General features: G+C 58.1%; 16 protein-coding genes. 8 read left to right on the forward strand and 8 right to left on the reverse strand.

Going from position 1 to position 21,028, the window contains the following annotated elements; genetic code table 11:
• Positions 1 to 28: 28 nt before the first annotated feature.
• The 3 genes from ACTNDJ_RS01095 to ACTNDJ_RS01105 form a co-directional block, all read right to left on the reverse strand.
• Complete coding sequence (locus ACTNDJ_RS01095; protein ID WP_441063322.1) at positions 29 to 1,225, reverse strand: MFS transporter; 1,197 nt, start codon at positions 1,223 to 1,225, stop codon at positions 29 to 31.
• Between the two features lie 173 nt (positions 1,226 to 1,398).
• Complete coding sequence (locus tag ACTNDJ_RS01100; RefSeq protein ID WP_441063321.1) at positions 1,399 to 2,151, reverse strand: hypothetical protein; 753 nt, start codon at positions 2,149 to 2,151, stop codon at positions 1,399 to 1,401.
• A gap of 165 nt (positions 2,152 to 2,316) precedes the next feature.
• Complete coding sequence (locus ACTNDJ_RS01105) at positions 2,317 to 3,690, reverse strand: family 4 glycosyl hydrolase (protein ID WP_441063319.1); 1,374 nt, start codon at positions 3,688 to 3,690, stop codon at positions 2,317 to 2,319.
• Between the two features lie 174 nt (positions 3,691 to 3,864).
• Between ACTNDJ_RS01105 and ACTNDJ_RS01110 the strand changes: the two genes are divergently transcribed.
• On the forward strand, positions 3,865 to 4,617 hold the full coding sequence (locus ACTNDJ_RS01110) for a MurR/RpiR family transcriptional regulator (RefSeq protein ID WP_441083195.1): 753 nt from the start codon (positions 3,865 to 3,867) through the stop codon (positions 4,615 to 4,617).
• Between the two features lie 62 nt (positions 4,618 to 4,679).
• Here ACTNDJ_RS01110 and ACTNDJ_RS01115 read toward each other — a convergent pair whose 3' ends face one another.
• The 4 genes from ACTNDJ_RS01115 to ACTNDJ_RS01130 all read right to left on the reverse strand — a co-directional run bounded on the left by ACTNDJ_RS01115 (position 4,680) and on the right by ACTNDJ_RS01130 (position 12,121).
• Entirely contained in the window at positions 4,680 to 6,344 is a 1,665-nt protein-coding gene (locus ACTNDJ_RS01115) for a PTS transporter subunit EIIC (protein ID WP_427727089.1), read from the reverse strand.
• 314 nt (positions 6,345 to 6,658) lie between these two features.
• Positions 6,659 to 9,070, reverse strand: coding sequence for a ferrous iron transport protein B (feoB, locus tag ACTNDJ_RS01120; protein ID WP_441063315.1), 2,412 nt, complete (start codon positions 9,068 to 9,070; stop codon positions 6,659 to 6,661).
• A 701-nt stretch (positions 9,071 to 9,771) separates the two neighbouring features.
• Positions 9,772 to 11,235 carry a basic amino acid/polyamine antiporter gene (locus ACTNDJ_RS01125; protein ID WP_441063314.1) on the reverse strand — a complete coding sequence of 488 codons (1,464 nt, stop codon included), beginning with the start codon at positions 11,233 to 11,235 and terminating at the stop codon, positions 9,772 to 9,774.
• Positions 11,236 to 11,344: 109 nt separating this feature from the next.
• Positions 11,345 to 12,121 carry a dimethylarginine dimethylaminohydrolase family protein gene (locus tag ACTNDJ_RS01130; protein ID WP_117583089.1) on the reverse strand — a complete coding sequence of 259 codons (777 nt, stop codon included), beginning with the start codon at positions 12,119 to 12,121 and terminating at the stop codon, positions 11,345 to 11,347.
• A 276-nt stretch (positions 12,122 to 12,397) separates the two neighbouring features.
• Here ACTNDJ_RS01130 and ACTNDJ_RS01135 point away from each other — a divergent pair, with 276 nt between their 5' ends.
• Positions 12,398 to 13,027 carry a GntR family transcriptional regulator gene (locus tag ACTNDJ_RS01135; RefSeq protein ID WP_441048862.1) on the forward strand — a complete coding sequence of 210 codons (630 nt, stop codon included), beginning with the start codon at positions 12,398 to 12,400 and terminating at the stop codon, positions 13,025 to 13,027.
• Positions 13,028 to 13,557: 530 nt separating this feature from the next.
• Here the strand turns inward: ACTNDJ_RS01135 and ACTNDJ_RS01140 are convergent.
• On the reverse strand, positions 13,558 to 14,457 hold the full coding sequence (locus ACTNDJ_RS01140; protein WP_427793558.1) for an alpha/beta hydrolase: 900 nt from the start codon (positions 14,455 to 14,457) through the stop codon (positions 13,558 to 13,560).
• 248 nt (positions 14,458 to 14,705) lie between these two features.
• On the opposite strand from ACTNDJ_RS01140, the gene ACTNDJ_RS01145 reads away from it, so the two are divergent.
• The 6 genes from ACTNDJ_RS01145 to ACTNDJ_RS01170 all read left to right on the forward strand — a co-directional run bounded on the left by ACTNDJ_RS01145 (position 14,706) and on the right by ACTNDJ_RS01170 (position 20,943).
• Complete coding sequence (locus tag ACTNDJ_RS01145; RefSeq protein ID WP_154514730.1) at positions 14,706 to 15,269, forward strand: PTS sugar transporter subunit IIA; 564 nt, start codon at positions 14,706 to 14,708, stop codon at positions 15,267 to 15,269.
• Positions 15,270 to 15,448: 179 nt separating this feature from the next.
• Positions 15,449 to 16,852: an asparagine--tRNA ligase gene (gene asnS, locus ACTNDJ_RS01150; RefSeq protein WP_427795057.1), complete on the forward strand. Its 1,404-nt coding sequence runs from the start codon at positions 15,449 to 15,451 to the stop codon at positions 16,850 to 16,852.
• Positions 16,853 to 17,101: 249 nt separating this feature from the next.
• The gene (locus tag ACTNDJ_RS01155) at positions 17,102 to 17,890 is read left to right on the forward strand and encodes a hypothetical protein (RefSeq protein WP_427793561.1); all 789 of its coding nucleotides are present in this window, start codon (positions 17,102 to 17,104) and stop codon (positions 17,888 to 17,890) included.
• Positions 17,891 to 18,048: 158 nt separating this feature from the next.
• Positions 18,049 to 19,029 (forward strand): ABC transporter substrate-binding protein, encoded by a 981-nt coding sequence (locus ACTNDJ_RS01160; protein ID WP_427718396.1) that lies wholly within the window; start codon positions 18,049 to 18,051, stop codon positions 19,027 to 19,029.
• 203 nt (positions 19,030 to 19,232) lie between these two features.
• Positions 19,233 to 20,156, forward strand: a complete 924-nt coding sequence (locus tag ACTNDJ_RS01165; RefSeq protein WP_427718394.1) for an ABC transporter permease — start codon at positions 19,233 to 19,235, stop codon at positions 20,154 to 20,156.
• Positions 20,149 to 20,943 (forward strand): ABC transporter ATP-binding protein, encoded by a 795-nt coding sequence (locus ACTNDJ_RS01170; protein ID WP_441048858.1) that lies wholly within the window; start codon positions 20,149 to 20,151, stop codon positions 20,941 to 20,943. Before ACTNDJ_RS01165 ends, ACTNDJ_RS01170 begins: the two co-directional genes overlap by 8 nt.
• The last annotated feature ends 85 nt before the right edge of the window (positions 20,944 to 21,028 follow it).

Here is a 21,028-nt window from a genome sequence, read left to right on the forward strand (position 1 = left end):
TTCCACCGCAACTGATGAGGAAACGTGATTAGGCGACGGGCTTGGCGCGGCGGATAGCCGGGAACATCACCGTGATGGCGAGGATGACGCCCACGACGGCAATCGCCCCGCCCACGGAGCCGATCCAGGCGATACCGGGGCCCGAAACCACGGCGCCGCCGATCGCGGTGCCCGTGCCAATACCCAGATTAAACAGGCCCGAGAAGATCGACATGGCGACAGCCGACGAATCCGCGGGCGTGTACTTGATAAGCTCGGCCTGAAATGCCACGTTAAAGGCCGTGGCGCAGCAGCCCCACAGCACGCAGACGGCAAGCACTGCTGCGAGCGACGATGCGGCCGAACCTATGAGTAGCAGGGCCGCTGGCACGCCGGAGAGCGTAATAGCCAAAAACGGGAAGCGGTGCCCGTCGAACAGGCGACCAAACAGCCAGCTGCCCACCAGACCGGAGCAGCCAAACGCCGTCAGCGTCATGGTAATGGCGCCCGCGTCGACGTGCGCGACCTGCGCCAGGAAGGGCTCGATATAGCTGTAGCCTGTGTAATAGCCGGTCGCCATAAAAACCGTGACCGCGTAGAGCGCGATGAGGAACGGGTTCTTGAGCAGCTCGGGCAGCTGTTTAACCGCAAACCGCTCACCCGCCGGCATGGCCGGGAACACCGCGGCCTGGTACACCACCGCGGCGGCAGAAAAGGCCCCGACCACGGCAAACGTCATGCGCCAGCCCACGGCCAGGCCGATGGCGCGGCCGATCGGCAGGCCAAAGATCTGTGCGATGGACGAGCCCGTGGCGATCATGCTGATGGCGAGCGCCCCGTGACGGGCGTCGACCAGGCGCGAGGCCATAATCGAGGCGACCGACCAGAACACGGCATGTGCGCAAGCGACCACCAGGCGTGCGCAGACTAAAATAGGATAGGTGGGCGCCACGGCGGACAGGAACTGACCCAGAGAGAACACGGCGAGCACGCCGAGCAGCATACGCTTGAACTCAAAGCGCGAGGCAAACACCATAAGCGGCAGCGACAGCAGCATGACGCCCCAGGCGTAGACCGAAATCATGATGCCTGCCTGGGCCTCGGTGAGCGAGAACGATACGGCAATATCAGTCAGAAGGCCGATGGGCATGAACTCCGATGTGTTGAACACGAACGCGCAGCAGGCGAGCCCGATAAGCGGGAGCCACTGCTTGAGCGAGATGCCATCTTGTCTTGCCTGAGTCATGTAGGAAACCTCTCCGATTGTCTTGGGCGGTGGGCGATTATAGCAATGAGAAGTCTATAAATGCGCAATAAAAGAATTCTTGGAAAACGATCGTTAACAGACGGCGCGCCAATTCCGCCTAGAAAGTAAGGTGTGCAGGAACTCAATGTCGAAAACGCGGCTTCATCTTCGGGCTATCGCGCCTGCTCGGATACGCACAAGGACACCCCCATGAGCACGTCAATTTCGAGCCAACTCGCAACCGCACAATGAACTAGCAAAAGCAGCATATAAGCAAACGCCCCATAATAAAGTCCCTCATGTACAAGCGACGTCACTGAAAGTGCCGACGGCAGCGCCGCACTCGAAACTACCCATCCGACAAGAACAGGGATAGCGCAACTTGCAACCAGATTCCATGTCACCAGCAGCATTGCGGGACGCGCGATTTCTCTGCAGGAGGAACGAAGTGCCGTGATCGAACGCATGACGTAGCGTGGTGCAAACCGAATGCCTCGTAGCCCCCTCTGCCCCACGTCCGCATCTTCAATTAACACGAATACGAACGACGCGGAAAGAAGCGTCACGATTACTGCCACCACCAGCGAGCACAACACCCCGAGCTGACTGCTCGCAAGCGAGGCAAAGACTACAATTGCCGATAAAATCAAGTGAACCAAATAAATTAGCAGCGCCCCAGAAATCTGGAGGGGAACCGTCGAGGCTAAGAGGTAAACCGAAGGGGTTCGAGCCGGTTGCAGCGTCTCTTTGGACCGGTCGACGGCAAAAAACGAAAAAGCCACATTCGATAGAAGCAGGTTTAAAAAGGCTGCGACCACAGTGCAAATAAGCGTAATGGACGGATTGATATAGGCGAGCTCAGTTGCAACGTTTGATACACCAAGTTGAAGCGCGCTCATAACAAACAAGGGGATATATAACGCCATCGTGCAGCCACTCCGGCATCCCTTCGCCCGATCGCCCGATTCCAGAAAGACATTGAAGTTCTCTCGCAAGTTCACTCTATACCCGTTTTCTTACTAGGCAGGGCGAACGGGCGCCAATATAAACGCCGGTCCGCCCATCCAAAATTTCTAGTTTTAACGTCCAGACTAGTCTGTCCAGCCGTCGATGTAGTCGCGGTTAAGCTCAAAGTACTGCGCGGCGATATCTTTCGCCAAGGAGTACGAATTAACGAGCGGGTGCATCGCGAGGCCCTCGACAATGTCGCGCTTCGATCGGTTAACGATGCCACGCGCCACGGTGCGCTCGTAGTACTTGACGCGACGAATCAATTCGAGGTTTCCCGCGGGCACAGAATCGGCTTCGACGCGATGCGGTACGCAGCCATCGGTGGAGATATCGCACGTTGACTCAATGACATCTGTATCGAGAAGACCGGGGATGGCGCCATTGTTGGGGGTGCACAGGATCATCTGCTGCGTCTTGCCAGAGCGGGCAATATCCATGAAACGGAGCGCGACACCTGCGTATCCGCCAGCATCTTTGCCGTACACGTCAAACGTCCACGGCTTGTCGCGATGAATACCTGTCTCGGCCGCCATGTAGTTGTTTTCTCGCATTCCATACCACTTCTCAAAGCACGCGAGGCCTTTTTCGAAGTCGTTCTCAATATCGATAGATGCAAGCTCGCTCGTCATTTCTCGATTAATTTCTTCGATTAGTTCGCCGCGCGTCTGGGGCGAAGAGAGAACGTTGGCAACGGCGCGCTCGCGATAGTAGAAATAGTATAAGTACTCATTTGGCACGCTTTCGCGATTTAGGACGAGGTCCTTCTCGAAGAACCTAAGATCTGTATGAGCATATGCCCCGTCGTCGTGGATCAAGTCGGGCATGATGTCCTCGCCGTCAACCGTCACATTGCGGAAGAACGAGAGGTGATTGAGTCCATAGCACTCGCCCTGAACCGATGCAGGATCAACGCCTTTATACTCGGCAAACTGATGCAACATGCCCGAGGGGGCATCGCAAATGCCATATGTAAAATCATAGCCCATATCACGTAGGGCCTGAGATACGACGCCAGCGGGATTAGTAAAGTTAAACACCTTGACGTCCGGCTTTGCGTACTTCTTGATCAACTCGCAATACGAAGCAAGCGCAGGGATGGAACGCATGGCAAAAGACACGCCGGCTGCGCCAGTCGTCTCTTGGCCAAGAACCCCATGTGAAAGGGCAATGCGCTCATCGCGAACGCGCATATGGTCCCCTCCGACGCGAATCGTCGTGATCACGTAATCGGCGTCCTTAACGGCCTCGACTGCATCGCCCGTCAGTGAAAAATTAAGCGCGGGGCAAAGCATGCCCGAGACATGGGCGGCAAGGCCACCGTAGATGCGCAGCTTCTCGGGATCATTGTCCATAAACACAAGTTCGTCGATTCCAAGCGATGACGCCTGCTGGGCTATGCTCTTTGCCAAAAACATGGAGCGGACGCCACCGCCGCCTATGACCGTAAGTTTCATATCGAAACCCCCAATTAGCACATTCAATATTGCATGGTTCGCCTGTGTTTGGATATTGTATCCAGCATGGAGGGCCGCTTCCCGCCCCGGCTGCAAGGCGGGAAAGGAATTCCCCAAGGAGTTATTATTTACGCAACGGAAGCGGCCACACACGTCCGGCGGGAAGGGGCACCGATGGTTGATAAAAAGCAGATTTCCAAGCTCTACTCAGCCGCAAAGCTATCCGAAACCGAGCAAAGCGTACTCGAATACCTGCTCAACAATATCGACACCCTCGATGATATTGGTATAAAACCCGTCGCTATGGCATGCTTTACCAGCATGACGACAGTCATCAGGCTTTCGAAAAAGCTCGGCTACCGTGGCTACCGCGAAATGATGTACGATCTCAAGCACCTTCATCATGTCTCCCGCGAAATGAATCAATCACTCAAAGACAGTAGCGTCCACTTCGTATGCCACACCGGAGATGTAGACGTATTCATCGCCGCCCTGCATCGCAACAGAATGATCGGAGTAAACGGAGAGGGCTTCTCACGCATCGTTGCGCAGTACATGGCGACCAAGCTCGTTGGACTTGGCTTTTTGGCCGTCATACAGGACTTCCTAGAAACCGATCAGTTTGTCGAATCCAACCGAAATACGCTCAGCTGCATGATGCTCATATCCAAATCGGGCCAGACAGAAGCCATCCTGGAAACCGCAAGGGCATGCCACGACGCGGGCATTACGACCCTCGCGTTTACCGGCAACGAAGACAGCGAGCTCGCCAAGACGGCAGACGCGATCTTTACGATACACGACGATCACCCAATGGACCTTAAGAACGTTAAGCCTAACTGCTTTACCGGAAGTTGTATTCTCGCATTCGAAGAACTATTGAGTATCTGCCTTGACAATCTAAAACAAGAAGGCTTGGCCCCCTAAATCATGCGATAGGAAGCCAAGCCCTGGAATTGCGCTATGCAATTGCAAACCACTTGCGCGTTTTACTCGTCACCGAGAACGTCGTGCACCTCAGAAGCGACTTCGCCGACACGAGGACCGTAAATGACCTGGATTGCCTTGTCGCTCAGGCGGATAACGCCCATAGCTTCAAGATTCTTGGTGAACACCTCGTCGTCTGCAACCTTAGAACCATCCTTGACAATCACGCGAAGACGTGAGATGCAGTTGTCAAGATCATCAATGTTGTCGGCTCCACCAAGCGCTTCGACAATGCCAACAGCAAGCGCGCTGTCCTTGGTCGCATGGCCCTGGACTGCCTTCTTGGGAGTGCTACCAGACTCGCCCTTTGCCTCAGCGGCCTTTGCCTCGAACTCGGCTCTGCTGTTGATCAACTCAATATCGTCACCATCATCTCGACCGGGCGTCTTGATATCGAACTTAGTAATAAAGAACCGGAAGAGGAAGAAAGCTGCCAGGAAAAAGGCGGGAAGCAGAATAAGGTACGGAAGCAGATTAAGCTTCTCGGGGCGGAATAAGAATGGGATCAGGTCCTTGATATTTCCCTGGTACACCGAAACGCCCATTGCCTCCGAGAGAACTTCACCCAGTCCAGAAAGCGGAGCATAAACGCCAAAGTAGAGCCAGGGGGCGGCAAACAGGAACGTAAAGAGAATCGGCTCCGTAACGCCAAAGAAAACAGTCGAAATCACTGTGGGGATTAAAAGACCGGCAACCTTCTTACGGTTCTGGGGCTTGGCACAAGACCACATAGCAAGAGCGATACCCGGGAACAATGCGTAATCGTTAATGCCATAGCCAGCCATGAAAGCCCTAACCAAGAGCTTGTCGCTGCTGGGAGAAGCGAGCTGTGCAAGCTGAATGGCGCTATTGCCCACCACGCGCGTTCCATCGACGACCATGGAGCCGCCAAGCTCAGTCCAATACATGGGCGTCTCGAGCAGCGGATGCAAGCCAAACGGCACAAGGCTCTCGAGCACCCAGCGATAGACAAACGTACCGAACAGACCGGAGCCTTTCACGAACGTCGCAATACCCGAAAAGCATCCACCGATGACGGGCCAGACGAAGTACATGATGCCGCCCAGGATGCCACCGGCGATCAGCGATACAATGGGGACCGTTCGACTACCCGCAAAAAACGCTAGCGCCGTTGGAAGCTTGGTCTTGTAAAAACGGCCGGTGATCCAGGCGACCAGGCAGCCCACGATAATGCCGCCAAAGACACCAGAGCTGTAGCCAAAAAAGCCGAGCGAGGTAGTGTAGAGTGCGGACTGCTCACTCGCCTGAATGGACGTAAGGCCGACGGCCTGAAGAGCTTCCACCGTTGTATTGTCGGCAGCCAAGCCAGCTGCTCCAAGCAGAATCTCAACCGTCTTGAGCATGGTGAGATAACAAACAAGGGCAGAAAAGGCAGCCCAGCCCTTCTCTTTGCGAGACAAGGAGAAGGCGCAGCCGACGGCAAACAAAACACCGAGGTTTCCAATGATTACCTCGCCGAGACCCTTAAATACCGAGAAGAACGTAAAGAGCGGCGAAGCGGCATACCAATCCCAATTAACGCCAAGGGACACAAGGGTCAGTTCGGTCGTAAAAACGCTACCGATACCCAAAAAGAGACCGGAAATGGCAATGAGCGTAATCGGAACGAGCATTGCCTTTCCGAACGATTGGAATTTTTCTTTCATCAATTCCCTCCTCAATGATCCTCTATAAACGACTATCGCGCCCCACGTCCCCACACAGGCGAAACGGAAGACATGTTCGGCAATAGAAGCAAGGTGATTGTAGAAAGGGGTACACAAAATGCGCATCGACATCGCGCAATACGGTTAAATCGACCGACGATTGCAAGTATTTACGAATCCGTAAACGGCAGCAAATCGGCAGCGAACGGCAATCTGCAGCGTAGGACAGTCCCCGCGGGCCGACAATTGCCGGAATTTTGGCTCATATTTATTGAATTGTTGCTCGCCCAAAAGCGCGGAGCATCAACGCACCCCTAAGCCAACCCCAGCAATATGCCCGCCGAATGCACGACAAACGCCACGATCCAGGCGACCGTCACCTGAAACGCGAACACGGCAACGGCATAGCGCGCGCCCAACTCGCTCTTGACGGCACCGATTGCCGCCACGCAGGGCGGGTACAGCAGCGTAAAGACCAAGAACACGTAGGCGGTAAACGGCGAAAACATGGTCGACAGCGCCGCGGGTGACGTTGCATCCAAAAGCACGGTGAGGGTCGAGATGACGCTCTCCTTGGCGATAAGTCCGGTGACGAGCGCCGTGGATGCACGCCAGTCGCCAAAGCCAAGCGGTGCCAACGCCGGCGCGATGATGCTACCCAGACCGGCAAGTAGACTCTGCGACTGATCGGCGACCACATTAAAGCGGATGTCAAACGTCTGGAGGAACCAGATGACCACGGTGGCGGCAAAGATGATGGTAAAGGCCTTGGTAATAAAGTCCTTGGCCTTATCCCACGCCAGCATCACCGTCGTCTTGATGCTCGGCAGGCGGTAATTGGGAAGCTCCATGATAAACGGCACCGGGTCGCCCTTAAATGCCGTGCGGTTGAGCACCAAAGCCGCGATGCAACCGACCGCAATGCCAATCAGATAGAGCGAGACCATGGCTGGGACCGTCGCCTGCGGGAAGAATGCTCCGCACAGCAAGCCGTAAACCGGCAACTTGGCCGAGCAGCTCATGAACGGCGTGAGCATGACCGTCATCTTGCGATCATGCTCGGATGGGAGTGTACGGGTCGACATGATAGCCGGCACGGTGCAGCCAAAACCGACGAGCATGGGCACAAAGCTGCGGCCCGACAGTCCAAAGCGACGCAGCACCTTATCCATGACAAAGGCCACGCGCGCCATGTAGCCGGAGTCTTCCAGAATGGAGAGGAACAAGAAGAGCACGACGATAATCGGCAGGAAGGTCAGCACGCTGCCCACGCCCGTAAGCACGCCGTCGACAGCCAGCGAGCGCACCACGTCGTTGGTTCCAAACGCCTTGAGACCCGCATCGGCCGAGGCGATGATGGCAGCGATGCCGTCCTCCATAAGTCCCTGCAACGCCGCGCCGATCACGCCAAACGTCAGCCAAAAGACGAGGCCCATGATCACCAGAAACGCCGGGATGGCCGTGTAGCGACCCGTCAGGATGCGGTCGATCTTAACGGAGCGCACGTGCTCGCGGCTCTCGTGCGGCTTCACCACGCAGCGCCCGCACACGTCGCCGATAAAGCTAAAGCGCATATCGGCCAGCGCGGACAGGCGGTCGGTGCCAGCCTCGCCCTCCATCTGGGTAATGATGTGCTCGATAGCGTCAAGTTCGTTGCGATCCAGGTGAAGTGCCTCGGTCACCAGCTCGTCGCCCTCAACCAGCTTGGTCGCCGCAAAACGCACCGGAATGCGGGCCGTCACGGCATGGTCCTCGATCAGGTTGGCAATGCCGTGGATGCAGCGATGCAGCGCACCGCCGTCCGGGCCATCGGGCGCGCAGAAGTCCAGGCGACCCGGGCGCTCGCGGAACCGCGCCACATGCAGAGCGTGATCCACCAGCTCGCCGATACCCTCGTTGCGGGCAGCGCTAATGGGGACAACAGGCACGCCCAACAGGCTCTCGAGCAGGTTGACGTCCACGGCGCCGCCGTTGGCCGTCACCTCGTCCATCATGTTGAGCGCGATGACCATGGGGCAGTCGAGCTCCATAAGCTGCAGCGTCAGGTAGAGGTTGCGCTCGATATTGGTGGCATCGATGATGTCGATGATGGCGTCGGGATGCTCGTCAAGGATAAATTGACGGCTGACAATCTCCTCGCCCGTGTACGGCGACAACGAATAAATACCGGGCAGGTCGGTAACGCTCGCCTCGGGGTGGTTACGGACAGTACCGTCCTTGCGGTCGACCGTCACGCCGGGAAAGTTACCAACATGTTGGTTGGAACCCGTCAGCTGGTTGAACAGCGTGGTCTTGCCGCAATTTTGGTTGCCGGCGAGGGCAAAGTGCAGCGGCGCGCCCTCGGGCACGGCCGTTTTTGCCGCGCGGGGCGAATACGTCCCCTCACCGAGCGCCGGGTGCTCCGTCGTGCCGATTGCGGCGTTAACGCGCGGGCTCGTATCGGTGTCGTGAATACCCACGAGCTCAATGCGAGCAGCATCGTCTTTGCGCAGCGTCAACTCGTAGCCACGCAGGCGAATCTCGAGCGGGTCGCCCATGGGGGCGTACTTCATCATGGTGACTTCGGTGCCCGGCGTTAAGCCCATGTCCAAAATATGCTGTCGGAGTGCCTGATCGTCCGATGCCACCGATGCGACAACGGCGTCCTTTCCAATCTCGAGTGTATCGAGCTTCACGTCCGTGTTCCTCCCCCGACGCCCACAGGGCGTTGCATTTATGTTCACCATTGCTAACCGTTTGCCATGGCTAACCAATTTTAACCATGCATGATAGCGCGAACATGCAGCGACGTTCAATCAACAGATTGTTGCAATGGGGACAGATCGCTTTGCCCAATAGATGCGATGCGGAACAACCAGGCGCGGGAGGGGATTCCGGGACACGGTTTCCCAGACGGCACCCTTTCGGAAACCGCACCCCACTATTCAGGCGAATTCCGGGATGCAGTTTCCCGATGGGGGCTCCTGGGGAAACTGCATCCCACTCCGAAACGCTAAAACGGGATGGGCTTTCCGACTGAGGTCTCTAGCGGAAACTGCGTCCCGGAATAGGCGCTCAGACTGGGACGTATTTTCCCGATCGAGCCCCTCGGGGAAACTGCGACCCGGAATCTGTGCCCGAAACGGGACGTGGTTTCCCCGAGGACCGAAACAGCCGCCCGCCCCTCGTCAAAATCATCCGCTTTCCTCCGTTGTATGCGGATCATCCAAGGAGTGTCCCAGAGTGCCGGCAATAGGAACGTCCCCAGCTGCCGGCAGCATTTCACCGTAACTGCAAAAACCCGCGCAGGCAACCGTAGTCACCTGCGCGGGTTTAGTGGGCGCTCACAAAGGTACGTTACAGAGGCCCACGTCAGTTATGGATTACCGAACGGCACCGGCACGCGATGCCTCAGTCGGCTTACCAAGCGATGAAGCTTACCGCAGTCCTAGACAATCGGCGCAATGCCGGCAAAGTGCAGATACAGCGAAATGATTGCTACGACAATGACCACCGCTGCAATCAGCTTGTCGTGCAGATGCGGAAGCACCGGCTTACCGCGACCTCGCTCGCCCAGCATATAGACGGGAATGGCCGGAGCAAAAAGAATCGTCGTGATCATAACGCCCTGAAGACCCGTCGACCACACCAGGAACAATGTGTAGATGAAGCCGAGCGTACCGAAGAAGCGGGCTTTGCCGACGCTGGGCGCATGCGGCCCGTCCAGACGCTCGTTCTTCCAGCCAATCACCATGTAATAGGCAGCCGAGCAGACATACGGAACCAGAATCGTGTTGACTGCGCAGCTATAGAAGAACTGGTAGGTGCTCGCCGCCACATACGACACGATCAAGAAGAGCTGCGTGATGCCGGAGCTCACAAGAACCGTTACCACCGGGGCGTCGTGCTTGTTCGTCTTGGCAAACGCCAGAGGGAAGGATCCCTGGCGCGCCGCCTCGAACGGCGTCTCGGACGCAATGATGACATAGCCCAGCAGCGCGCCGACCAGCGAAAGGATAACGCCAAGGTTTACGATGGCAGCGCCAACCGGACCGATTGCGCACTCGAGAATTCCCGCCATGGAGGGCGTTGCGAGCTGCGCCATCTCCTCGCGCGGCATAATGCCGAGTGACAGCATCGAGATGATCAGATACAGCGTAAATACAGCCGCAAATCCGAGCGCCGTCGAGCGGCCGACGTCACGCACGTACTTTGCACGGCCCGAGATAACGACAGCGCCCTCGATGCCCGTGAAGACCCAGACAAGGGCGATCATGGTCGAGACAACCTGCTCGCCAAAGCCAGGACCAGCCGGCTCTCCCCAGAAGTTGTCCATAAAGATATCGACGTTGAACTTACCCAGGAGCACGATGCTCAGCACAAAGAGCCCCAGCGGCACCAGCTTCGCCAACGTGACGATAGTGTTAATGCCCGCAGCCTCCTTAACGCCACGAAGCACAAGGACGGTAAGGAACCACAAAAACACGCTGGCGCAGACGATGGAAAGCAGGTTGTTACCCGCGCCAAACGCAGGGAAGAAATAGCCCAGCGCGCTAAACAGCAAGAGCGCAAAGCTCACGTTGGAAAGACATGCGCTGATCCAGTAACCCCAGGCGGAGTTGAATCCAATGTAATCGCCAAAACCGGCCGCAGCGTATGCATAGATGCCGCCGGTCAGGTCGGGACGAGCCTGAGACAAACCGTTGAACACCATCATCAGCGCAAAGACGCCGATAAAGCAAATTCCCCACGAGACGATAACCGCACCGGTATTTGCCCCGCCTGCTGCCATATCGCCGGCAAGCGAAAAGATACCGCCACAAATACTGGCGGTAATGACCATCATGGTCAGACGAAAGAGATCGAGGCCATTAGGGTCGATAATCTCGTCGTTTTGAACTTTAGAGGCCATTGTATGTGCACCCCCTTCATCATGTGATCGAACGAAAGATGACCCGGACGTCCCGAATCGGGTGCCGGGCCATCGGTCAAGCGATCATCAGACTGTTACAGCTATCGCGTTAGAAGCGCAGCGACAGGCAAGAAAGGCCGCCGTCGACCTTGCGATACTCGGAGGTATCGACGACGAGCGTCTTGTAGCCCAGATCCTGCACGGCCTTGAGCACGGTCGGATAGCCCTCGGCGACGATGACCGTACCGTTGACCCAGATGCAGTTGGCGCCGTAAGCCTCGTCCTCGGGCACGACGATCTTGTTGTACTGGGCAAAGTCGGGTTTATCGATAAACTCACCGGAAACGAGCATGTTGTTGTCCTCGATGTAGTTGACGCCCGTCTTGAGGTGTAGGACCTCCTCCAGCGGAACCTCGGAACCCTCGAGACCCCAGCCCTCGAGAATCTCACAGAACTGGCGGATGCCCTCTTCGTTGGTGCGAGCGGAGCGACCGACGTAGAAATGGTCGCCGACCATCATGACGTCGCCGCCGTCGAGCGTACCCGGAGAAACGATGTGCTTGACATGCTCGTCGTCAAAGAAGCGACGGACGGCTGGTTCGATCTCGTCCTTCTCGCCGTTGCGGCTGTCGGCACCGGGGTTGGTAATGATGGCGCCGCAGCGAGTGATGACGGCCGGATCCTCGACAAAGCAGCTGTCGGGATACTGCTCGAGCGCCGGCAGCACCGACACGTCAACGCCGCACTGCTCGAGCGCATGCTCGTAATCGTAGTGCTCCTCGATGGCACGCTCGTAGATGGGCTGGCCAAGCTCGGGGGCACTCGTGATGCCATTGCTCAGGGACTTGCCGGGACGACGGATGATGACGTGGCTGAACTTGGTCATGATGATCCTCCTTGGATCTCTTAGCAGAGAGCGGGACTTCTTTGCGCCCGCCTTCCTTTCGATGGCTTTATCTTAAGGCGGTTTTCCTATTTTGTATATTGTATACAATCCTGAACGGTAGGTATTCATCGGTAAGCGTATTCTCACCTATCGGCGCAAAGTAGCGCGATTTAACTGGTCGTTCTATAATTCAACTGAGCTATTCAAGCGAAACGTATTTAATTTTGAAAATATACAGTTGAGGAACACAAGCTCATGGAAACGCTCAGAAGACCCTTGAAGGATCATGTATACGACTATATTTCGAGCCGCATAGATGCCGGCGAGCTTTCGGCTGGCGACCGCGTGAGCGAGCAAGCGATCTGCGATGCCATGGGCGTGTCGCGCACGCCGGTTCGCGAGGCGCTCATTCAGCTGGCAAGCGATGGCTACCTGGACAATCTCCCCCGTCGCGGATTCCGTGTCCGTGGGTTCGATCAACAAAACGCCGTTGAAGTCTTTGAGATTATGGGGCCGCTCGATGGGCAGGCGGCATACCTCGCCTGTCCCCTCCTGACCAAAGAGGACATCATGCAGCTGAAGTTTTTGGTTGGGTCCATGGACCTTGCGATCCAAGGCGGTCTTATCCGAAAGTACGACGACATTCAGCGAGACTTTCATCTGACGTACTTCAACCGCTGCGGCAACGATCGTCTACGCGATATGATTGCGCAGCTCGAGCGCTGCTTTATCAAACGCGATTACGAGACTGTCGATCAAGAGACGGCGTGCAAGCTGCTCGATAAAGCCAATGCCGAACATGCCCATATTCTTGAACTGTTCGAAGCGCGGGACGCGGCGGGCGTGCGCGATTACGTACGCGATGTCCATTGGAACACGGAGAACGCCCAGTTCACCGTTTGGTAGGAAAGCAGCGGGCGGTAGCGGACCAATTCTTGGCACCGCCGCTCAAAATGATTCATTTCCCTCCGTCACCAAGGGATCATTGGTGCAATGGGAGCAGGTTACTTTGCGCCAATAAGTAGGATGCGGAGCAACCAAACGGCGGGACTCCGGGCCGCAGCTTCTCAAACGACACCCTTCCGGAAACCGTGTCCCACTATCCGGGCGAATTCTGGGATGCAGCTTCCCAATGGGGCCCCTTGGGGAAATCGCATCCCGGAATTCACGCCCGAAACGGGATGCGTTTTCCGGTTGAGGCATCTTGCGGAAAATGCATCCCAGAATCGTCGCTCAGACCGGGACGCATTTTCCCGATCGACCCTCTGCGGGAAACTGTATCCCACCTTGAGGGGCAAAACTGGGACGCGGTTTCCGGCCCAGGCATCAAAACGAAGTTGCGATGGAATAGTTCCTGTTTGGGGCTTTAACCAGCAAAAACAGGAACTATTTCACCGCAAGTTATGAGGAACGGGATGGGGCTGGCCCTCTTACTCTTACAGATGGCGCTCCAGGAAGCGGAAGGCTAGGCGAATCCAAGGGCGGACTGCCACCTGCTTGTCCTCGTTGTCGACCGCGGTATTGGCATTGCCGAGCGAAAGGCCGTGACCGCCTTGGTCAAAGACGTGCATCTCGCAAGCGACGCCCTCCTCGGCCATGCGCTGAGCAAACGGATAGACCTGCGCGATCGGCGCCGTTTTGTCATCGGACACGCCCCACACAAAGGTCGGCGGCATCTGGCGCGAAACATGCGTGGTAGGGCAGATATCGGCCAGGTGCTCTTCGGTGGCCTCGCCACCCGTCACCATCGACAGGTAGTCGTTGAGCAAATCGCGCCCCGTCTTGCCACCTGTCTTGGGCACGCGCAAGTCGATGCGCGGGTCGCGCGTCTGCATGTCGCGGACATAGGCAAAGTCGAGCAATGGATATCCCAGCACCACGGCATCGGGACGAATGTCGTCCGGACGCGCCCCGGCAAGTGCCGCGAAGGGACCGGTCTTCCACTGCGTTGCCAGCGAGGCGCAAATCATGCCGCCCGCCGAAAAGCCCACAACGCACACGCGCTTGGGATCGACATGCCACTCGTCGGCATTCGCACGAACCGTGGCGACCATCTTGGCAAGATCTGCCTGGGGGTGCGGAAAGCTCACGTCACCCGTGCCACTCGTGACATAGTTGAGAACAAAGGCCTGGTACCCGTGATCCAAAAAGGCAAACGCCACCGGATCCTGCTCATGCGGGGCGATGTGCGTAAACGCGCCTCCGCCGCAGATGATCACTGCCGGGCGACGACCATTGGGCTTGCCGGGCAGCGGTTCGGCCCCCATATAGGTAAACGTCGCCGGATATTCCTCGGTCGGCTCCTCGCCCCACAGCGCATGGCTCTCGACGATCATATATGCTCCCTTCGCGCGATTCGTGCGCACGTTATGTATCGCCTTCAAGCGTACCCCACTTGGACGCACGGCATCGAAACGTATCCGCAATAAGTTTCCCTTCAACTGATATATCACATAATCCCAGCTCAGGGCCGTCGTTGAGCAGCGTAAAATAGAGACGCTGACCGAGCCGGTAAACACACACGAAACGTTTCCGGCAAAACTACGCGTGCGCCACATGCGCACTTGATACGTTGGAGGCATCTATGGGTCTGCTCGATTCGCTCAAGTCCACGTTCAACTCGTCGGGCGAGGCGTCCGTACCGCCCGCAGCAAGCTTCGCCACCCGCGAAGGCGTCATCTACGCTCCCGTTAACGGTGTGCTCGTCAATCTAAACGAGATTCCCGACGAGACCATCGCCTCGGGTATGCTCGGCCAGGGCTACGGCATCGAGCCCATCACCGGCACCATCTATGCTCCCGCTAACGGCCGCATCGGCGCCACCACCGTCACCAACCACTCTATTGGCATGATCACCGAGGACGGCCTTCGCGTGTTCATCCATGTCGGCCTGGGCACCGTACAAATGAACGGCAAGGGTTTTGCCCGCTTTGTCGAGATGGGCGATGTGGTCAAGGCAGGCCAGCCGCTCATCAGTTTCGACCGCGATGCCATTAAGGCCGCTGGCCACGAGGACATCGTGACCGTCATCATCTCCGAGCTCGATCGTCTTAAGAGCATCGACCATGTCGGCGAGTCTGGAACGCTTATCGGCGGCAACCCGCTCGTCAAGCTGGGCGACCCGCTGCTGGTGGCTAAGACCAAGTAACGAGTCCTGCGCCGTACAGCCAATAGGCAACACGCCAAGCGCCCACGACCATCTGGCCGCGGGCGCTTTTCGTTTGAAAACCGTCCCGTCAATACCTTATCTGTATAGCCCAAATGAGCCGAGCTGCTAGAATATCGAACTATATGGATAACTATCATTCAACCGCTATGGGAGGATATGTGAACCGCACCAAAATCGCGCAGCTCTATGCCGATGCCGAGTCGCTCGGCGGCAAGACCGTCACTGTCGCCGGCTGGGTCAAGTCCGTCCGCGACATGAAGAACTTTGGCTTCGTCACGCTCAACGACGGCAGCTGCTTCCGCGACCTGCAGGTCGTCATGAACCGCGAGACGCTCGGCAACTACGACGAGATCGCCCACCAAAACGTCTCGGCTGCACTCATTTGTACCGGCACCGTCAAGCTGACCCCCGATGCGCCCCAGCCTTTCGAGCTTTCTGCCACCTCCATCGAGGTCGAGGGCACGAGCGCCCCGGACTACCCGCTGCAGAAGAAGCGCGCAACCGTCGAGTTCCTGCGTACCCAGCAGCACCTGCGCCCGCGCACCAACCTGTTCCGCGCCGTGTTCCGCATCCGCTCTGTCGCGGCTGCCGCCATCCACCGCTTCTTCCAGGAGCAGGGCTTTGTCTACGTCAACACCCCCATCATCACCACGAGTGACTGCGAGGGCGCCGGCGAGATGTTCCGCGTGACCACGCTCGACCCCAAAAATCCGCCTCTCACCGCGTCCGGAGAGGTCGACTGGAGCCAGGACTTCTTTGGCAAGCATGCAAGCCTTACCGTGTCCGGCCAGCTCAATGCCGAGAACTTTGCCATGGCCTTTGGCGACGTGTACACCTTTGGCCCCACCTTCCGCGCCGAAAACTCCAACACCACGCGCCACGCCGCCGAGTTTTGGATGATTGAGCCCGAGATGGCCTTTGCCGACCTGAACGACTACATGGATAACGCCGAGGCCATGCTCAAGTACGTTCTTAAGGACGTTATGGCCACTTGCCCCGACGAGCTCAACATGCTCAACAAGTTTGTGGACAAGGGCCTGATCGAGCGCCTGAACCACGTGGCCAACTCCGACTTTGCCCGCGTCACCTACACCGAGGCCGTCGAGATCCTGGAGCAGGCCGTCGCCGCCGGTCACAAGTTTGACTATCCTGTCAGCTGGGGCATTGACCTGCAGACCGAGCACGAGCGCTTCCTGACCGAGGAGCACTTTAAGCGCCCGACCTTCGTGACCGACTACCCGGCCGAGATCAAGGCCTTCTACATGCGCATGAACGACGACGGCAAGACCGTCGCCGCCGCCGACTGCCTGGTTCCCGGTATCGGCGAGATTATCGGCGGCTCCCAGCGCGAGGAGCGCCTGGATCTGCTCGAGGCCCGCATCAAGGACCTTGGCATGGCCCCCGAGCAGTACAAGTACTACCTTGACCTGCGCCGCTATGGCTCCTGCAAGCACGCCGGCTATGGTCTGGGCTTCGAGCGTTTGGTCATGTACCTGACGGGCGTGGGCAACATCCGCGACGTCCTTCCGCACCCCCGCACCGTGGGCAACGCCGATTTCTAATCGCCACAGCTCCGTCCCGCGCGTTACAGCGTGTCGCACCAGCGCCTCTCGGCAAGCCGAGGGGCGCTTTTTCAACAGTATCCGTCAAGCTTTTGTCAAGCTTTTGGTCAGCTGATCAGGGCTGTTGAAAACTCGACCCGCCGCTTGCCGACGACTACCGACCACCCAGAGTGCCCTGTGCCCCTAAGCAAACCCCGTGTCCTAGGCTCCGTAGCGTCATCACCCAAAAACGGAAAGGACGTGAACGCAATGGCCAAACCCGCTGTTGAGAACTACGAGGCCACGACCAGGGGTGCTGCTTCCATGGCAGCCTATCGCGCTGTGCGCATCCTGCAACTCTTAAGCGAGCATACCGGTGAGGACAAAGCGCTTCCTCCCGATGAGCTGATCGAGCGCCTCGCCCATCCCGACGACCCCGCTCGCATGCCCATCTCGGCAGCGCGGCGCAGTATCCATACCGCGATTTCCGCCCTGCGACATGCCGGATACGAGATTGAGTACAAGCGCGGCGCGGGTTACCGACTTCTCACCCGACCGCTCTCCGACGAGGAAATCATTCGACTCCATGGCATGGTCATGCGCAACCGCTCCACACCCATCGCGACCAGGAAAAGCATAGCGCGCCATCTGGTCGCCATGGCAAGCGCCGACGTTCGCGGCTATCTCGATACGTCCGAGCCGGCACCAAGCGCAGAAGGCAAACCCGCCAAGACCACGCGACCGCCCGCCAAACGCATCGATACCTGCGAGCTCATCGAGCGGGCCATCGACCACGGAACCACGGTGAGCTTTGACATTTCAAGCGTCACGACACATGACAAGATCGAAGTGACGCGGATGACCGTTCGGCCTTTTGCCATCAAACAGCGAGACGGCGTCTCGTATCTGCTGGGAACGGTCGTCGACGGGCACGGCTCCGACGACACCCTACGCACCGTCGAGGTCGGCCGCATGAGAAACGTTAGCACACGCCTGCTCGACGGCAAGAAGCTCTTTGCCGCGCTGGACGAGGGGGAGCGGCCCGCGCCCGCCGCCTAAGTCTTGCCGTTGCCCGCCAAATCCCCCGCCGTCCATCCGGTTCAGTATTAAAAAACCCGACAGGTTGTTGAAAAAATGGGCATCGGCGCTACTATAGACCCACTTGCACTTTGTTTGAGTGCAGTGTTTCCAGCAATTTCTATACTGGGGGTAATGACATGAACGACATCACCATCAGCCGCAGGAGCCTTCTGGTCTCCGCCGGCCTGCTCGCACTGGCCCCGCTCGCCGGATGCGGCGGCAACTCTGGTTCCGGCTCTGCAGCCGCCGGTTCCGACTACACCATCGGCGTTCTGCAGCTCACTGAGCACTCCGCGCTCGACGCCGCCAACGACGGCTTTGTCAAGGCCATCAAGAAGAGCGGACTCAAGGTCAAGATCGACCAGAAGAACGCCCAGAACGACCAGTCCACGTGTAAGTCCATCGCCGACAAGTTTGTGGGCGACAACGTCAACTTGATCTACGCCATCGCCACGCCTGCCGCACAGGCTGCCGCCGGCGCCACGGCCGATATCCCCATCGTAGGCTGCGCCATCACCGACTACGCCGCCTCCGGCCTGGTCCAGGACAACGACAAGCCCGGCACCAACGTCACCGGCGCCTCCGACCTCACCCCGGTCGCCGAGCAGCTCGAGATGATGCAGAAGGTCCTGCCCGACGTTAAAAAGGTCGGTCTGCTCTACTGCACCGCCGAGTCCAACTCCGACGTCCAGATCAAGGCCGCCAAGAAGGAACTCGACAAGCTGGGCCTGGAGTACACCGATTTCACCGTCTCGAGCTCCAACGAGATCCAGTCTGTCGTCGAGTCTGCCGTAGGCAAGGTCGACGCGCTCTACTCCCCCACTGACAACACTATCGCCGCGGGCGCTTCGCAGGTCGGTCAGATCTGCAAGGAGAACAAGCTTCCCTTTGTGACCGGCGAGGAGGGCATGTGCATGGCCGGCGGCCTGTTCACCCTTTCCATCAACTATGAGGACCTGGGCTACGCCGCGGGCGAGATGGCCGTTAAGATTCTGAAGGGCGAGGCCAAGCCCGAGGATATGCCGATCAAGCACCTCTCGAGCAAGGATCTGGTCGTCGTCAAGAACGACGAGATGGCCGAGGCCCTGGGCATCGACCTTTCCGCTCTAGACGAGTAGCGCCATGCGCGGTAACGCAGCTAGGCACGCGCTTGCGCCATAGCTGTGTTATTCAATATCTGAGTCATTGGGGCGAACGCTAAAGACCGGCGTTCGCCCTGCTTGTTTTTGGTAAAACAAAATGTCCGTCCGCTGCTCTTTTATGCATTGGTACCGCTATTATGGAAAATCACGTGTCCACCCTATCCTAGGAGGTATGAAGCATGCTCATTGCATTGCAGGGCGCCGTTTCGCAGGGTGTCCTCTGGGGCATTATGGTGCTTGGCGTGTTTATCACGTTCCGCCTGCTCGACATCCCCGATATGACCTGCGACGGCAGCTTTGCCCTCGGCGGCTGCGTCTGCGCCGTGCTCATCGTCAACAACAATGCCGACCCGTTGCTCGCCGTTTTGGCCGGCATGTGCGCCGGCGCCATTGCGGGCGCGGTCACGGGCATTCTGACCACCGTCTTTGAGATTCCCGCGATCCTCGCCGGAATCCTCACCCAGATCAGCCTGTGGTCCATCAACCTGCGCATCATGGGCAAATCCAACACGCCCATCCTTGCCAAGGGCACCGTGTTCTCGGCCGTCAGCAATATGACGGGCCTGCCGCAGTCCACCGTTGCCATCATCCTGGGCATCTTGCTCGCCGTGGCTATCGTTGCCATCCTGTATTGGTTCTTTGGCACCGAGATCGGCTCGGCGCTGCGCGCCACCGGCAACAACGAGTACATGATCCGTGCCCTGGGCGTCAACACCAACTCCACTAAGATGATCGCCCTCGTGCTCTCCAACGCCCTCATTGGCCTTTCGGGCGCGCTCATCTGCCAGAGCCAGAAGTACGCCGACATTGGCATGGGCACCGGCGCCATCGTTATCGGTCTCGCCGCCATTGTTATCGGCGAGGTGCTCGGCCGCCTGCTGCCCGGCGGTCTCACGCAGTTTAGCGTCCGTCTTGCCTCCGCCGTCTTTGGCTCCGTGGTGTACTTCCTCATCCGCGCCATCGTGCTGCAGCTGGGCATGGACGCCAACGACATGAAGCTGCTCTCCGCCGTGATTGTCGCCGTGGCCCTATGCGTGCCCGTGGTTTGGGAGCGCTATAAGCTCCGCAGCTCCTACACGAAGGGGGATGAGGCAGATGCTTAAGCTCTCGCACGTCAAGAAGACCTTTAACAAGGGCACCGTCACCGAAAAGCGCGCTCTTACCGGCGTCGACCTTACCCTCAACGATGGCGACTTTGTAACCGTGATTGGCGGCAACGGCGCCGGCAAGTCCACGCTGCTCAACATGATCGCCGGCGTGTATCCGCTCGATTCGGGCGTTATCGAGCTCGACGGCACCGATATCTCGCGTCTGAGCGAGTCGCAGCGTGCCAAGTACCTGGGCCGCGTGTTCCAGGACCCCATGCGCGGCACCGCAGCCGACATGCAAATTGCCGAGAACCTGGCACTCGCCAAGCGTCGCGGCCAGCGTCGCGGCCTTTCGTGGGGCGTCACCAAGGCCGAGAAGGACGAGTACGTCAAGCTGCTCAAGCGTCTGGACCTTGGTCTGGACACGCGCCTCAACGCCAAGGTCGGCCTGCTCTCGGGCGGCCAGCGCCAGGCACTCACCCTGCTCATGGCCACGCTCACCAAGCCGCGCCTGCTGCTGCTCGACGAGCATACCGCGGCACTCGACCCCAAGACGGCCTCTAAGGTGCTCAATCTGACCGAGGAGATCGTCGACGAGAACCACCTGACCACGCTCATGGTCACGCATAACATGAACGACGCTATCCGTCTGGGCAATCGCCTGATCATGATGCACGAGGGCCACGTAATCTACGACGTGGCGGGCGATGAGAAGAAATCGCTCACCGTGACCGACTTGCTTCAGAAGTTCGAGGAGGTCTCGGGCGGCGAGCTCGCCAACGACCGCATGCTGCTGAGCTAAACCTACCAAAAAGGGACAGGTTGATTTTGGCAGGTTTTATCTGCGCAGACGTCAAAACCGCCGCAAAGGGACAGACACCTTTGCG

Origin of the sequence: Collinsella sp. HCP3S3_D1 (assembly GCF_052064015.1) — a bacterium.
In the GTDB taxonomy this organism is placed as follows: Bacteria; Actinomycetota; Coriobacteriia; order Coriobacteriales; family Coriobacteriaceae; genus Collinsella.

What these genes read in the sequence shown, in the direction of transcription:
- ACTNDJ_RS01115 (WP_427727089.1), bottom strand. Translation starts at nt 6,344, where the DNA reads ATGAAAGAAAAATTCCAATCGTTCGGAAAGGCAATGCTCGTTCCGATT.
- ACTNDJ_RS01145 (WP_154514730.1), top strand. Translation starts at nt 14,706, where the DNA reads ATGGGTCTGCTCGATTCGCTCAAGTCCACGTTCAACTCGTCGGGCGAG.
- ACTNDJ_RS01095 (WP_441063322.1), bottom strand. Translation starts at nt 1,225, where the DNA reads ATGACTCAGGCAAGACAAGATGGCATCTCGCTCAAGCAGTGGCTCCCG.
- ACTNDJ_RS01155 (WP_427793561.1), top strand. Translation starts at nt 17,102, where the DNA reads ATGGCCAAACCCGCTGTTGAGAACTACGAGGCCACGACCAGGGGTGCT.
- ACTNDJ_RS01105 (WP_441063319.1), bottom strand. Translation starts at nt 3,690, where the DNA reads ATGAAACTTACGGTCATAGGCGGCGGTGGCGTCCGCTCCATGTTTTTG.
- ACTNDJ_RS01165 (WP_427718394.1), top strand. Translation starts at nt 19,233, where the DNA reads ATGCTCATTGCATTGCAGGGCGCCGTTTCGCAGGGTGTCCTCTGGGGC.
- ACTNDJ_RS01125 (WP_441063314.1), bottom strand. Translation starts at nt 11,235, where the DNA reads ATGGCCTCTAAAGTTCAAAACGACGAGATTATCGACCCTAATGGCCTC.
- ACTNDJ_RS01170 (WP_441048858.1), top strand. Translation starts at nt 20,149, where the DNA reads ATGCTTAAGCTCTCGCACGTCAAGAAGACCTTTAACAAGGGCACCGTC.
- feoB (WP_441063315.1), bottom strand. Translation starts at nt 9,070, where the DNA reads ATGGTGAACATAAATGCAACGCCCTGTGGGCGTCGGGGGAGGAACACG.
- ACTNDJ_RS01130 (WP_117583089.1), bottom strand. Translation starts at nt 12,121, where the DNA reads ATGACCAAGTTCAGCCACGTCATCATCCGTCGTCCCGGCAAGTCCCTG.
- ACTNDJ_RS01160 (WP_427718396.1), top strand. Translation starts at nt 18,049, where the DNA reads ATGAACGACATCACCATCAGCCGCAGGAGCCTTCTGGTCTCCGCCGGC.
- ACTNDJ_RS01140 (WP_427793558.1), bottom strand. Translation starts at nt 14,457, where the DNA reads ATGATCGTCGAGAGCCATGCGCTGTGGGGCGAGGAGCCGACCGAGGAA.
- ACTNDJ_RS01100 (WP_441063321.1), bottom strand. Translation starts at nt 2,151, where the DNA reads ATGGCGTTATATATCCCCTTGTTTGTTATGAGCGCGCTTCAACTTGGT.
- ACTNDJ_RS01110 (WP_441083195.1), top strand. Translation starts at nt 3,865, where the DNA reads ATGGTTGATAAAAAGCAGATTTCCAAGCTCTACTCAGCCGCAAAGCTA.